The 13,881-nt window shown below is 74.5% G+C and carries 9 protein-coding genes; 1 reads left to right on the forward strand and 8 read right to left on the reverse strand.

Annotation, left to right across the window (positions count from 1 at the left end):
• The 5 genes from QSK52_RS28050 to QSK52_RS28070 all read right to left on the reverse strand — a co-directional run.
• Positions 1-523, reverse strand: a 523-nt coding sequence (locus QSK52_RS28050; RefSeq protein ID WP_285738969.1) for a transglycosylase family protein, incomplete at its 3' end; no start/stop codon positions are given.
• Between the two features lie 123 nt (positions 524-646).
• Positions 647-2,011, reverse strand: coding sequence for a CHAP domain-containing protein (locus tag QSK52_RS28055; protein WP_285738970.1), 1,365 nt, complete (start codon positions 2,009-2,011; stop codon positions 647-649).
• 292 nt (positions 2,012-2,303) lie between these two features.
• Positions 2,304-6,854, reverse strand: a complete 4,551-nt coding sequence (locus QSK52_RS28060; RefSeq protein WP_285738971.1) for a hypothetical protein — start codon at positions 6,852-6,854, stop codon at positions 2,304-2,306.
• A 57-nt stretch (positions 6,855-6,911) separates the two neighbouring features.
• Positions 6,912-7,793 (reverse strand): hypothetical protein, encoded by an 882-nt coding sequence (locus QSK52_RS28065; RefSeq protein ID WP_285738972.1) that lies wholly within the window; start codon positions 7,791-7,793, stop codon positions 6,912-6,914.
• 103 nt (positions 7,794-7,896) lie between these two features.
• Positions 7,897-9,450 carry a hypothetical protein gene (locus QSK52_RS28070; RefSeq protein WP_285738973.1) on the reverse strand — a complete coding sequence of 518 codons (1,554 nt, stop codon included), beginning with the start codon at positions 9,448-9,450 and terminating at the stop codon, positions 7,897-7,899.
• Between the two features lie 155 nt (positions 9,451-9,605).
• Here QSK52_RS28070 and QSK52_RS28075 point away from each other — a divergent pair, with 155 nt between their 5' ends.
• A complete protein-coding gene (locus QSK52_RS28075; protein ID WP_285738974.1) occupies positions 9,606-10,205 on the forward strand; it encodes a hypothetical protein in 600 nt (199 codons plus the stop codon).
• A gap of 464 nt (positions 10,206-10,669) precedes the next feature.
• Here QSK52_RS28075 and QSK52_RS28080 read toward each other — a convergent pair whose 3' ends face one another.
• The 3 genes from QSK52_RS28080 to QSK52_RS28090 form a co-directional block, all read right to left on the reverse strand.
• Complete coding sequence (locus QSK52_RS28080; RefSeq protein WP_285738975.1) at positions 10,670-11,110, reverse strand: hypothetical protein; 441 nt, start codon at positions 11,108-11,110, stop codon at positions 10,670-10,672.
• Positions 11,107-12,171: a DUF2804 domain-containing protein gene (locus QSK52_RS28085; protein WP_285738976.1), complete on the reverse strand. Its 1,065-nt coding sequence runs from the start codon at positions 12,169-12,171 to the stop codon at positions 11,107-11,109. The genes QSK52_RS28080 and QSK52_RS28085 overlap by 4 nt, the downstream gene beginning before the upstream one ends.
• A gap of 90 nt (positions 12,172-12,261) precedes the next feature.
• Positions 12,262-13,734, reverse strand: coding sequence for an MFS transporter (locus tag QSK52_RS28090; RefSeq protein WP_285738977.1), 1,473 nt, complete (start codon positions 13,732-13,734; stop codon positions 12,262-12,264).
• Positions 13,735-13,881 lie beyond the last annotated feature (147 nt).

The raw sequence follows: 13,881 nt of genomic DNA on the forward strand, positions 1-13,881 counted from the left end.
CCGCGATCTGCTTCAACCCCGTCGCCGACCCCGACACCGCGTTCCACCCGCTCCACGAACTCGCCGAGTACGCACCATCGTTGATCTGCAACCCACCCCCCGCCCCCAGATCGAACAGATGCGCCGTGCTCCCCACCATCGCCGCCGCCAACGGCACCACCGACGGAGCGGGGGAGGGCGTGGACGGGTAGGGATCGGCGTGGTCGGCACCGAGTCCGACCTTGGGACCGCAGTACGGCCAGGCGTTCTGTCCCTGAACCGCGAGGACCTTCTCGCCGATCAGGATCTGCTGCTGCTTGGTGGCGAGATCGGCCCGGGCCGCGTACTGCGTTCCGCCGAAAGCCGTCCAGGTGTCGGCCGAGAACTGCAGGCCGCCGTAGTAATTGTTGCCGCTGTTGATGCTCCAGTTCCCGCCGCTCTCGCACTGGGCCAGCGCGTCCCAGGTGGCGATGGAGGCAGCGGACGCCTGACCGGCCAGGAGGAGCGGAGCGGTCCCGGCGATCAAGGCGGCACCGGCGATCAAGGAGGAAAGTTTGCGCATGCGGAGGGAAGGCATGGGTCGGTCCTGTTCTCGGGGAGGGGTATTCGGTGGGGCGACCACGGCCGGGCCCGCGTCTCCGGCGGGCCCGGCCGATGTGCGGGGGGTTTACAGGTCGTACCAGTTCGACCAGGTGTGGGAGTCCCAGCTGGCGTTGATGCCGTGGACCTTGCCGTCCGCGGTGGACCCGAACACGTGAGCACCGTTGGCGTCCGGCACCGCCGCGATCTGCTTCAGCCCCGACCCCGGGACCGTGTTCCACCCGCCCCATGAACCCGCGCTGTAGTCACCGTCGTTGATGTGCAGCGTCCCGTCCGACGTCACGCCCAGCACGTGCGCCACCGAACCGATCTGCACCGCCGCCACCTGCGTCACGTTCCCGCCACCCAGGCTGTACCAGCTCGACCAGGTGTGGGAGTCCCAACTCCCGTTCACCCCACCCACCGAACCGTCCGACATCACCGCGAACACGTGCACGCCGTTGCCGTCCGGCACCGCCGCGATCTGCTTCAACCCCGACCCCGGGACCGTGTTCCACCCGCTCCACGAACCCGCGCTGTAGTCACCGTCGTTGATGTGCAGCGTCCCGTCCGACGTCAACGCGAACACGTGCGCCACCGAACCGATCTGCACCGCCGCCACCTGCGTCACGTTCCCGCCACCCAGGCTGTACCAACTCGACCAGGTGTGGGAGTCCCAACTCCCGTTCACCCCACCCACCGAACCGTCCGACATCACCGCGAACACATGCGCACCGTTACCGTCCGGCACCGCCGCGATCTGCTTCAACCCCGTCGCCGACCCCGACACCGCGTTCCACCCGCTCCACGAACTCGCCGAGTACGCACCATCGTTGATCTGCAACCCACCCCCCGCCCCCAGATCGAACAGATGCGCCGTACTCCCCACCATCGCCGCCGCCAACGGCACCACCGACGGAGCGGGGCTGTCGTCCCGGCCGCCGATGGGCGAGACGTAGCCGCTGACCCGCTTGGAGCCGTAGTAGCCGCTCGCGCTGATGACGCCGCGGGTGACGTAGCCTCCGCCCTGGTTGCCGCCGATGGTGCCGATGGTGCCGTCGGCGTTGATGCTGGTGACGATGGCGACGTGCGCGGCCCAGTCGCTGCCGTTGTAGTCGAAGACGACGGCGTCGCCGATGTGCGGGGTACCGGTGAGGCCGCCGTTGTAGTGGGCGAAGCTGGCTGCGGCCGCAGTGAGCCCGGAGACGTTGACGCCGTCCTGGCTCCAGACCCACTTGGCGAAGTCGGCGCACCAGTCCTCGTTGGCGCTGTTGTAGTAGCCGTAGGTGCCGGCGCTGTTCAGGCCGGACCCGCTGTTGCCGAGGTTGGCGGCGGCGATTGTGCCGATCGTCGTCCCGACCGAGGCGGAGGCGGTGGTGGTGCCGAGCGCGAGGGAGAGCGGGAGGGACGCGGCGGCGATGGCGAGGGCGAGGCCACGGCGAATACTCTTCATGTTCATGTCATTACTCCGGATGGCGAACGGCGGAAGCCTGGACGTCTGACAGCGGCGACGGGACCCCCGGCCGCCCCCGGGACGGCTGCCCTGCAGGAGCAGCGGTCTCCGGTGCCCGCCCCGGTCACTCCGGGGCGGCGACCACTACTCTGTCGATCCGGAACGGGCACCGGAAGGCTTCACCGGTGTCCGCAACCCGCCAGTCCGACACCGGACAACAACTCGTGTCCATGTCATGAAAGCGCCGGGGGCGGAGTCCGCCTCCGCCCCCGGCCCCCGGGTCCGTTCGGGGCTACTCCGGCTTGCGGAACACCCTGGTCGCGGTGATCTCCCCGTGGATCGTCGGCCCGTCCGGGCCCTGCGGGGCCGGGAGGCCGGGGCGCAGGTGCTCCTCCACCGAGATGTACTTCAGGCCCGCCCGCAGGTCGGCGTCGTTGCGCAGCCGGATGACGAGGGGGAACTCGGCCAGCGCGGTGGTGTCGAACAGGCCGGTGGTGTAGATGAGTTGGACGCCGAGCGCGTCGGCGACGGCACGCTGCAGCTCCAGCAGGTAGGTCGCGTTGGCGCGGCCGATCGGGTTGTCGAGGAAGAGCGTCCCGGCGTGCCGCAGCTGGGACTGGCCGCGGTCGTTGGCGCGCAGCGCGGCCATCGTGCAGTAGAGGGCGATCGCGGCGGTGAGCAGCTGGCCGCCGGAGAAGACGTCCGACATCTGGCCGACCGAGACGCGTTCGGCGCGCAGCACCGCGTCCGGCTTGAGGATCTCGACCGAGACGCCCCTGGGGCCGATCGCCGCGGCGACGCCGCGCAGCAGCAGCGACATGCCGTCGCGGCGCAGGTCGGAGTTCTTCCTGACGGCGGAGCGGGTGGCCTCGTCGATGACCTCGCCGAGCCGTTCGACCAGGACGGCGTGGTCCGGGTCCTCGAAACGGATCCGCAGGAACTCCTGGCCCGACCACTCGCCGAGGCCCTCGGGGAGGCGGGAGAGGCGCTGGGCGGCGCGCAGGGTGCCGAGCGAGGTCTCGACCAGGCCGCGCAGCCGGTCGACGATGGAGGAGCGGTTGCGCTCCAACTGGGCGAGCTCGTCGGTGAGGACGCGCAGCCGGGGCGCGAACGCGGCGGCCCAGGCGGCGGCGTGGTCGGGCAGCGCGGCGGCGGGCAGTTCGCGGATCTGCTGCCGGGCGGGGGTGCGGACGGCCTCGTAGCGGGCGGCGTTGGCGTGCCGGACGAGGGCGTCGGCGGCGTCGCGGACGGCGAGTTCGGCGCCGGTGAGCTCGGTGGCGGCGGTGCGCATGGCGCGCCGGGTGTCGGTGACGGCGGCCCGGGCGGCGGCGAGCGAGCCGAGGTAGGCGTCGGCTTCGACGTCGCTCTCCTCGCCGTTGTCGCGCAGGGCGTCGCGGAGCTGTCCGGCGAGTTCCTCGAAGTCCGCGGCGGCGGCCTGCGCCTGGTCCAGCGTCCGCTGCAGGTCGCCGTGCTCGGTGCGGGCGGCCTCGACGCGTTCGCGGCGTTCGGCGAGCAGCGCGGTGGCGGTGCGCAGCAGGGCCTGGGCGTGCTCGGGGTCGGCGGGGAGCAGGTCCTCGGGGAGTTCGGTGTGCGCCTCGCCGTTCACCGGGGCGGAGCGTTCGGCGTCGCCGCGCAGGCGGCCGACCTCCTCGGAGGCGGCGCCGGAGCGGGCCTCGATGAGGGTGACGAGTTCCTCGGCGCGGGCGGCGGCGGCCTGCCGGGCGGGGCCGTCGGCGCCGTCGGGGCTGGCGAGGAGTTCCTCGGCGCGGGCCTTGACCTTGTTGCTGAGCCGGTCCAGCTCGGCCGCGGCGGCGGTCTCGTCGCTCTCGGCGCGGGCCTGTTCGGCGCGCAGGTCGGCGCCGACGCCGACCTTCTCGTAGAGCTGGGCGGCGGCCCGGTATGCCTCGCGGAGGGCGGGCAGCGAGGCGGGGGTGACGGTGGGGTCGGGTGCGGCGCTGGTGTCGACGGCGGCGATCTCGGCGCGTTCGCCGCGCAGGGTGCGGGCGGTGCGGCGGGCGTCGTCGGCGGCGCGCTGGGCGGCGCGGCGGTCCTCGTCGCAGGTGCGGGCGCGTTCGGCGCACTGGGCCTGGCGGCGTTCGCACTCGACGGTGTCCTCGGCGAGTTCGCGCAGGCGGCGGGTCCAGTTGGCGCGTTCGCGCAGCCGGAAGGCGAGTCCTTCGAGGGCGTCGGCGCGGCGGCGGGCGCGCTGGGCGCGCTCCCGGCACTCCTCGTGGCGGGCGGCGGCGGCCTGGTGCTCGGCGTCGGCGTCGGCGCGGTCGGCCCGCAGGGTGGCGAGTTCGGCGGCGGTGGTCTCGGCGTGCAGGGCGGCCGCGGCGGCGCTCTCGGCGAGTTCGGCGAGGGTGCCGGGCGGGCAGCTGGCGTGCCAGGAGGCGAGCCGGGCGGCGAGGGCGCGGTCGCCGCCGAGGCGGGCGGCGAGTTCGCGGATGTGCTCCTCGCGGGCGGTGGCGCGGGTGCGCAGTTCGCGGCGCTCGTCGTCGGCGGCGGTCTCGTTGTGCATGGCCGGGTTGGGCGGCACCAGGAAGAACGCGGGCTCGCCCTCGATCGGGGCGATCAGGGCGGCGGCGGTGCCGACGGCGACGGTGGAACGCGGCAGCAGGGCGGCGGCGGCGAGCGCCTCGCGGGCCCGCTCCAGCGAGGCGGGGTCGGTGACCACGACGCCGTCGACGAGTTCGGGGCGGGCGGCGAGGATGGCGTCGTGGTCGGCGGGGTCGACGGACTGGGCGAGGTAGCGCCAGCCGGGGAGGGCGGGGATGCCCTGCTCGCCGAGGTGCTCGACGGTGGCGAGGACGTCGGGGCCGGGCGGCAGCAGGCCGCCGTCGCCGAGGGCGGCGAGGATGCGGGAGTCGTCGGCGGCGGCGGTGCGCAGGTCGAACAGGGTGCGTTCGGCGGTGGCCACCGACTGGTCGAGCAGTTCGCGCAGGTCCTCGGCGCTGGCGTCCAGCAGGCGCGGGGTGAGGAAGCCCTCGGACTCCTCGGCGCCGTCCTGGTAGGGCGTCAGGGAGAGCAGTTCGGCGAGCCGGGGTTCGGCGGCGAGCTGGGCGGCGGTGCGCTGCTCGGCGGCCAGGGCGCGGTCGGCGGCGGTGCGGGCGTCGGCGGCGCGGGCGGCGGCGAGTTCGGCGCGGGCCTCGGCGGCGGCGGCTTCGCGGGCCCGGACGGCGCTGTGCTCGGCGGCGGTGCGGGCCTGTTCGAGCGCCTCGGTGGCGGCCTGCTCGGCGTCGGCGGCGTGCAGGGCGGCGCGGGCCGGGTCGGGCTCGGCGCCGGAGTCGTCGATCCAGCCCGCTTCGACGGCGGCGGCGGTCTCCTGCTCGACCTCGGCGAGGCGCTGGCGCAGGTGCTCGGCCTCGGAGCGGGCCTTCTGCGCGGCGGTGGCGGCGGCGGTGGCCTCGGACTGGGCGGTGGCGCCGTCCTCCTGCAGTTCCCCGGCGCGCAGTTCCTCCTGGTCGGCGCGGGCCTCGGCGTTCGCGGCGGCGGCTTCGAGGGCGCGGGCGAGGGCTCCGGCGGCCCGGTCGCGGGCGGCGAGGGCGGGGGCGGCGTCGAGTTCGGCCTCGCGGATGGCGGCGGCGACCCGCCCGGCCCGGTCGGCGGCGGCGCGGTGCCGCAGGACGGCCTCGGCGGCCTGCCAGGCGGCGAACTGGGCGCGGGCGTCGGTGAGTTCGCGGCGCAGCCGGGCGGCTTCGGCGGTGGCCGCCTCCAGGCCCAGCGTGGCGTGCCGGTAGGTGAGTTCGGAGACGATCAGCGAGTGCCGGGTGCGGTCGGTCTCGGCGGCGGTGACGGCGCTCGCGGCGGCGGCGACCTCGACGGCCAGGTCGTGGACGCGGTCGCGTTCGACGGCGGAGCGGGCGGTGAGCGACAGCGCGAGCTTGCGGGTGCGGCGTTCGGCGGCGCGGTGGCCCTCGCGGACGGTCTCGCGGGCGGCGGTGGCGTCGACGATGCGCTGCAGCAGGTCGACCGAGCCGGCCGTGAAGTCGCGTTCGGCGGTGAGTTCGGCGCGGCGGCCGAGCTTGGCGGCGAAGCCGTGGACGAGGTCGGCGAGGCCGTCGGTGTCGCGGGTGTCGGTGACGGCGCGCAGCAGCAGGTCGGTGAAGTCGGCGTCGTTGCGGACCGCGAACAGGCCGGCCGCCTCGCCCTCGTCGGCGTTCATCTCGCGCTGGTAGCGGAAGAGTTCGGGGTCGAGCCCGAGGGCGCCGAGGTGCTCGATCCAGCGGTCGTGGATCTCCTCGAAGGTGACGTCGAGGTGGGGCTGGGCCTTGCCGGCCTCGGTGAGGGCGTCGCGGAAGCCCTTCATGGTGCGGCGGCGGCCGCGGACCTTCTGGTCGCCGGTGAGGGCGGGGCGTTCGGCGACCGGCAGGCCGTCCAGGGTGAGGCCGGGGCCGGGCCGGAAGGAGTACCAGAGTTCGGCGAACTTCCGCGGGTCGGAGGAGACCTGGCGGCCGCGCCACTCGCTGACCTTGCCGACCACGATGAGTTCGCCGGTGACGGTGTGCTGCCACTCCAGGGCGACGTGGCCGCAGTCGTCGGCGAGCAGGAACTTGCGCAGCACGCCGGAGGAGGCGCCGCCGAGGGTGTTGCGGTGGCCGGGCAGCATCACCGAGAAGATCAGCTTGAGCAGGACGGACTTGCCGCCGCCGTTCTCCAGGAACAGCACGCCGGCGGGCGCGGGGCGGCGCTGCGGGCCCTCGGGCTCCTCGCCGAACAGGCCGATCTGCTGGGGCTGCGGCTCGGGCACCGGTTCGCCGACTCCGCGCAGGTCGAGCACCGTGTCGGCGTAGCGGGCGCCGGCCGGTCCGATCGAGTACAGGCGGACCCGGTTCAGCTCGTACATGTGCGGTGGTTCTCCTGAAGCTGTCTCAGCCGTGCCGAGGGTGGATCGGAGGGCGGGTCAGAGGGCGTGGAACGGCAGGCCGGCGTCGGCCACCAGCTCGTCGCTCTCGTCGGGCGGGGCCAGGGTGGGGGTGCCGTCGCTGACCGGGACGACGCCCAGGTCGAGGAGCTCGGCCATCGCGGCGCCGCCCGCCAGGTCGCGGACCTGCAGCTGGTAGCGGGCGGTGGTGCGGTAGGTGCCGCCGGAGTCGTCGGAGGTCTTCTGCAGGAAGCCGGAGTCGACCAGGAAGGACACCGCCTTGGAGACGATGCCGGTGGTGGAGCCGGCCAGGCGGCGGGCGTCCTTGGTGGCGCCGGTCGCGGAGCGGCGGGCCCAGACCCGCCAGGCGGCCTCCAGGCCGGGGGCGTCGCTGGCCGGGTCGGTGTTGGTGCCCTCGGCCTCGGCGCGCTCCTCCAGGCGGCGGCAGGCCTGCCGGACGAAGGCGTCCACGCCGTTGACGGTGACCCGGCCGAGGTAGCCGTCGTCGGCGAGGTCCTCGGGGCGGGGGAAGGCGAGCGCGGCGACCGCGAGGTGGGCCAGGCCGTGCAGGAAGCGGTCGGTGGACTCGGAGGCGGCGCGCCGCGAGTAGTCGCCCATCCGGACGGCGAACACCGAGTCCTCGGCGGCGGCGACGGCCATCCCGGCCCGGGCGGAGACCTCCAGCACGACCAGGCCCATGCCGGTGGCGACGGCGTCGGCGAGCCGCCCGAACGGCGGGTCCTCCCGGTAGCGGCGCACCAGTTCGCCGTACTCGGCGTCCCGGGCGGGCAGCAGCTTGGCCTGCAGGCCGAAGGAGACCAGCCGGGCGGCCTCGGCGACGTCCGCCGGGCTGATCGGCGCGGGCCCGGCGGCGGCCGGTTCGCTCTCGGGCGGTGTCCACGCCTCGCTGGTGGTGGTCATCCGAGCGCTCCTTCGATCCGGGCGGTGCGAGTGGTGCAGGTGGTACAGGTGGTGCGGGTACGGCGCGTGCGGGGGGCGGTGCGGGTGCTGCGGGCGGCGCGGGTCACCCGGCCGCCCCGGTGCCCTTGGCGTCCTTGCGGTCGGCGGCCATGCCCACCGCGTCCAGCAGCGCGCTGCCGACGATCAGGTCGGCGCCGCCGAAGCCGGGGTCGTCCAGCCGGGTGCCGTCGTCGACGGCGAACAGCAGCCGTTCCTCGCCCTGCCGGTAGGCGGTGCCGACCGGCGGGCTGGCGGCGTGCACGGCCAGCAGGGCGACCAGGTAGGCGAGTTCCTCGCCGTCGCCGTCCTCGCCGTCCTCGCCGAGCGCGGCGCCGCGGGAGCGGGCGTCGGCGAGCAGGCCGGAGAGGCGGCGGGGGGCGTCGGCGGGCAGGTCGAGCAGGTCGAGGGCGGCCTCCAGCTGGGCCTCGGAGAACCGGCTGTCGTCGGGGGTGGCGACCAGGTCCGGTTCGGGGAGCTCGGCGCCCAGGTGCTCGCGCTCGACCGGCGGGGTGAGCAGCAGGTCGACCAGGTCGGCGACCCGGACGGAGACCGGGGTGCGCAGGCCGGTGGCGCGGGCGAAGAAGGCGTCGGTGGGCCGGGTGGCGTCGCCGAGCGGGAGGGTGAGCACGGGGGCCAGCAGCTGGCCGTACAGGTCGATGCCGCTGCGGGCGGCGGGGGCGGCGAAGGCCTGCCGGTCCTGCTCGGCGCGGAACAGCGGGCCGGCCTCCAGCAGGCGGGTCTGCAGCTGGGTGTGGCGGCGGATGCAGTCCTTGACGATGTCGACGAGTTCGGCGGCGCGGCGCTTGTGCTCGCCGTCGACGCTCTCGTCGCGGGCCTTGCGGATGTTGGTGAGGATCGCGTTCTCGTGCCGGTAGCGGTCGGCGATGTGGTCGAGCGCCTCGTCGATCAGGTCGGGGACGGTCTCCATCCAGTCGACCGCGCGGACGTTGCGCCGGGTGGCCTCCAGGGCGCGGCGCAGCGTCTCGGCGTACTGGACGGTGCGGTAGCGGGCCTGCTCGGCGGCGAGCTGGGCGTCGGCGAGGCGGCCGCGGCGGATCAGCACCTCCAGCTTGACCTCGGCGGCGATCTGGGCGCTGGTCACGTCGGTGTCGAGGGCGCCGACCAGGACGTTGACGGCCTCGTCGGTGGTGCGCAGGTAGACCCCGCCGTCCTGGCCGGGGACCTCCTCGATCAGCTTGAAGTCGTAGTCGCGGCGGGTGTACTCGCCGTCCGGGCCGAAGGTGCCGTAGACGGCGCGGAAGCCGCGGTCCACGCTGCCGACGTTGATCAGCGACTCCAGCACCCAGCGGGCGACCCGCTCGTGCTCGGCGGTGGCGCGGCCCGGGTTCTGGGCGGCGATCCGGGGCAGCAGCCGGGCCAGCACTATGTCCCGGTCGGCGCCGGTGTCGAAGTCCATGTTGAGGGTGACCAGGTCGATCGCGGCGAGGCCGACCTCGGCCATGGTGTACGAGGCGTACTCGCCGGCCAGGTTGACCTTGCGGCTGTCCAGGTCGTGCAGCGGGGCGGTGCACGCCAGCGCCTTGAGCCGGCGGGCGAGTCCCTCGTCGGCGGCCGGGCCGGGGGCGGGCCGGGTGGGCTGGTCTGCGATGGCGGTCACGGGGGACAAGATTAGGGCTTTCCACGGACAGGTCCGAAAAGCCCCTTTCGGGCGGCCTGTCCCCGCATGTTGAACGCGTTCAAATTCGGGTCTAGAGTCCTCCTCGCGACACCGCGTGCCATCTCCAGGCACCCGCGCCATGAGGGGGGTTCCCCATGTCCGACATCGCCACCGTCCCGGCCGGTTCCACCACCGCCGGACCGGATTCCGCGCCCGCCGCCGACCCCGCACTCGTCCGCCGCCGCATCCGGCGCTGGCTGGTCCTGTTCGTCGTCTGCCTGGCCCTCAGCGGACTGACCGCCTTCCCGCTGCAGACCGAGACCTCCCTGCTGGCCCGCCTGCTCGACGCCACCGGCCTGGGCGGCACCTTCCCCGCCCTCGACGCCTGGGTGCACCGCGTCCGCGACGGCGTCGCCGACGGCTACGGCCGCCACCCCTTCCTCGCCTACGGCACCGACTGGCTCGCCTTCGCCCACCTGGTGATCGCCGCCGCCTTCTGGGGCCCGCTGCGCGACCCCGTCCGCAACGTCTGGGTGGTCCGCTGGGCCGTGCTGGCCTGCGGCGGCGTCATCCCGCTCGCCCTGATCTGCGGACCGCTGCGCGGCATACCCGTGTTCTGGCAATTCGTCGACATGTCGTTCGGCGTCGTCGGCGTCGTCCCACTGCTGGTCGTCCACCGCCTGATCCGCACCCTGGAGTGGCAGCAGGCCGTCACCGTCCACCACGACTTCGCCCGCGCCGTGCCCTGCCCCTGACCGGTCCGACCGCCCGTACACGGCCCGACTCCTCGTCGGCGAGGCACCGGTACGCGTCCTCGTCCCCGACCTCGGCGGTAGCGGTCGGTGGAGGAAGCGAGGAAGCACTCGGCGTGGCCGACCAGTTCGGGGCGGTGCCCGGCCAGGTCCGGGTGCTCGGACAGCGGGAGCGCGGCGAACAGTCGGGGGCGCAGCGCCCAGAACTCCCGCAGCGGCGGGTGCTCCTCGTCCTCCGCCGTCCCCCAGAACGCGGCCGCCCTCCGGGCCTCCTCCGCGGCGTCCGCCGTCCGCGCGATCTGCCGCAGCAGATCGGCCCGGTGGGTCGGCGGCCCGGGCCCGCTCCGCCGGGTCGGGGTCGGTCATCCGGGCCAGCAGCGCCGCGTCGAGTCTCTCCGTCGGGTGCGGGACCTCCAGCGCGGGCCAGTCGACGGCCGCCAGCAGGGCCCGGTGGTGCGGGAGTTCGGTCATCGCGGGTCTCCGGTTGCGGTCAGTCGCAGGTCGCCGTCCCAGGACTCGCAGCGGACGGTGCCGCCGGGGAAGTCGAGTTCGAACGCGGTGCGGCCGGTGTGCGGGGCGTGCTCCTGGCGGGTGGCCAGGACGGGGCGGCCCAGGTGGGGGGCGAAGGGGGTCTCGTGCGGGGCGTCGCGGACGTCGAGGCGGCCCCACTCGCCCAGGTCGACGTCGGGGTGCGGGTGGTCGTCGGCGACGATCAGGCACCAGTCGCTGCCGGTGGCGACGAAGGTGCAGCCGCCGCGGTCGTCGCGCAGCCAGAGGGCGACGGGGTCGGCGGCCCGCTCGCCCTCGTGGCTGTACCAGGACGCGACCACGCCGGTCAGCCGGCGGCCGACCAGCGCGGCCGGGTCGGGGCCGGGACCGTGCGCGGGGCACATGGGAGGGGAGGTCACCAGCGCATCCGGACGTCCTCGGCCCAGCCGAGCAGCCCGTCGACCGCGACGCGCAGGCCGTCGTCGGTGCGGATCGTGCCGCGGTAGTGGCCGAAGCACTGGTCGGTGCGGTTGGCGACGAACCCGGCCTCGGTGCGGGTGCGACGGTCGTGGAAGGGGAGGAAGGTGAGGTCGACCAGGTCGCTGTCGGGGGTGGTGATCCGCCAGGGGGCGAGCGGGGTGGCGGGGTCGTAGTGCCAGTCGAGCTCGCTGCCGATCTTGGTGAGGCGGCCGTCCACGCACAGCGCGTTCTCGGTGCTGCCGGTGCCGACCGTCCACTGCCCGCCGAACTGGAGGCCGACGGTGTGCCCGTCGGTGCGGCCGGAGGCGGCGCCCCAGTTCCAGCCGAGCGAGCGCGGCCAGCGTCCCCGGCCGTGGTCGAGCACGCCCCAGGCGTCGTCCCCGAAGGCGTACGTGCGGTCGCCGAGGCGGACGGTGCCGGTGGCGGGGCGGGCGGTGTGCTTGGAGGTGTACTGGAAGCGCCTGTCGTCCCAGGGGACGACCACCGACAGGGTCTCGTGACCCTCGGGCAGGGCGACCAGCAGGTCGACCTCCAGCGGGCGCAGGTCGGCGGTCAGGGCCCGGGCGCGCAGCCGGGTGCCGCCGGGTTCGTGGCCGATCGAGATCCGGACCCGGCGGCGGCCGGGCCGCTCGGGGCCGACGGCGAGGTCCGCGCCGTGCGGGCCGCCGGAGCCCGCGATGCCCTCGGGGAGGGCGGTGCGGCGGGTCGGCAGGCCGGGGGCGATCGCGGTGCGCTCGTGGTCCTCCAGGACGCCGTGCCCGTCCCAGGCGAGGAAGTACACGGTGTCGAGGGTGAGGAAGTCCAGGTCGCTGACGGTGAGCGCGATCAGGTGGGTGGGCGTGGTGACGCACCAGTACTCCCAGCGCTTGGTGCGCCCCCAGCCCTGCAGGTTGCCGCGGTGCAGCGGGGTGCGCGACCAGCCGACGGCGTCGCGGTCGAGCCGCCCGTCGGGTCGGCACAGGTCGACGGGGCCGGTGATCTCTCGCTCGTGGGTCGCCATCCGCGCACCCTACTGCCGCGACCTGCGCGGGAGCCACGGCGGGGCGTTCGTCCACGCGGGGACGAACGGCCCGCCGCCGACCACGCGCGCCTACTTCGCGGTCGCGCCCCCGGCCGCGGCGGCCTGCGCCGCGCCGTCCTGCGGACCGGCCTGGCCCGCAACACCGCCACCGCCACCGGCGACCGCGCGGCGGACGCCCGGGATGGCCAGGGTGACCAGGGCGGCGGCGACGGCCGCACCCGCGCCGATCACGAAGGCGGTGCGGAAGCCGCTCTCCGAGGGCAGGACGTGGCCGTGGAAGTCGGTGGTCAGGTGCGCCAGCACCACGCCGATGACGGCGGAGGAGCTGGAGGTGCCGATGGAGCGCATCAGGGTGTTGAGGCCGTTGGCGGCGGCGGTCTCGGAGACCGGGACGGCACCCATGATCAGGGCGGGCATGGCCGCGTACGCGAACGCGATGCCGCCGCTGATCAGGCAGGAGAAGAGGAGCACGCCCCAGGCGTGGCCCATCAGGACGAGTGCGGAGAGGTAGCCGCAGGTGATGACGACGGCGCCGACCAGCAGCGAGACCTTGGGGCCCTTGGCCCGGGAGAGCTTGGCGGAGAGCGGCGAGAGCAGCATCATGACCACGCCCGCGGGGGCCATCCACAGGCCCGCGGCGACCATCGACTGGCCGAGGCCGTAGCCGGTGGCGGTGGGCATCTGCAGCAGCTGCGGGGAGACCAGGCTCATCGCGTACATCGCGAAGCCGATCACCACGGAGGCGAGGTTGGTCATCAGCACCTGGCGGCGGGCGCTGGTGCGCAGGTCGACCAGCGGCTGCTGGGCGCGCAGCTCCCACCAGCCCCAGACCGGGAGGATCACGACGGCGGCGGCGAGCGTGCCCAGGGTGGTGCCGGAGCCCCAGCCCCAGTCGCTGCCCTTGGAGATGGTGAGCAGCAGGGCGACCAGGCCCGCGGTGAGTCCGAGCGCGCCGACGGTGTCGAAGCGGCCGCCGGAGCGGACGGGGGACTCGGGGACGAGGAAGAGGACGCAGGCGGCGACCACCGCGCCGAGCGCGGCGGAGATCCAGAACAGCGCGTGCCAGCTGGCGTGCTGGGCGATGACGGCGGACAGCGGGAGGCCGAACGCGCCGCCGATGCCGAGCGAGGAGCTCATCAGCGCCATGGAGGAGCCGAGCTTCTGCGGCGGCAGTTCGTCGCGCATGATGCTGATGCCGAGCGGGATGACGCCCGCGGAGACGCCCTGCAGGGCGCGGCCGACCACCAGCGGGGCGAGCGAGCTGCTGAAGCCGCAGATCAGCGAGCCGATGACGAGCATGGTGAGGCTGGCGAGCAGGATCCGGCGCTTGCCGTACATGTCGCCGAGCCGGCCGAGCACCGGGGTGGCGACGGCGCCGGCCAGCAGGGTGGCGGTGATCGCCCAGGACGCGTTGGCGGCCGAGGTGTGGAGCAGGTTCGGCAGGTCCGGGATCAGCGGGACGACCAGGGTCTGCATCAGCGAGACCACGATGCCCGCCCCGGCGAGCACTCCGACGACGGGGCCGGTGCGTGCCTGACTCATGGGGTACTTCCATCTCTCTAGCTACATATGCATGATGCACACAATGTGTACCATACACATGACACCCCTGCGGGATATGCTGCCGAAAAGTGACCCGCGGGACCGCTCCGGACGGACAGGACGGACAGGACGGACAGGACGGAGGAG

This window comes from Kitasatospora phosalacinea (assembly GCF_030268885.1).
Lineage (GTDB): Bacteria > Actinomycetota > Actinomycetes > Streptomycetales > Streptomycetaceae > Kitasatospora > Kitasatospora phosalacinea_C.

What these genes read in the sequence shown, in the direction of transcription:
- QSK52_RS28085 (WP_285738976.1), bottom strand. Translation starts at nt 12,171, where the DNA reads ATGGCGACCCACGAGCGAGAGATCACCGGCCCCGTCGACCTGTGCCGA.
- QSK52_RS28055 (WP_285738970.1), bottom strand. Translation starts at nt 2,011, where the DNA reads ATGAAGAGTATTCGCCGTGGCCTCGCCCTCGCCATCGCCGCCGCGTCC.
- QSK52_RS28060 (WP_285738971.1), bottom strand. Translation starts at nt 6,854, where the DNA reads ATGTACGAGCTGAACCGGGTCCGCCTGTACTCGATCGGACCGGCCGGC.
- QSK52_RS28090 (WP_285738977.1), bottom strand. Translation starts at nt 13,734, where the DNA reads ATGAGTCAGGCACGCACCGGCCCCGTCGTCGGAGTGCTCGCCGGGGCG.
- QSK52_RS28075 (WP_285738974.1), top strand. Translation starts at nt 9,606, where the DNA reads ATGTCCGACATCGCCACCGTCCCGGCCGGTTCCACCACCGCCGGACCG.
- QSK52_RS28065 (WP_285738972.1), bottom strand. Translation starts at nt 7,793, where the DNA reads ATGACCACCACCAGCGAGGCGTGGACACCGCCCGAGAGCGAACCGGCC.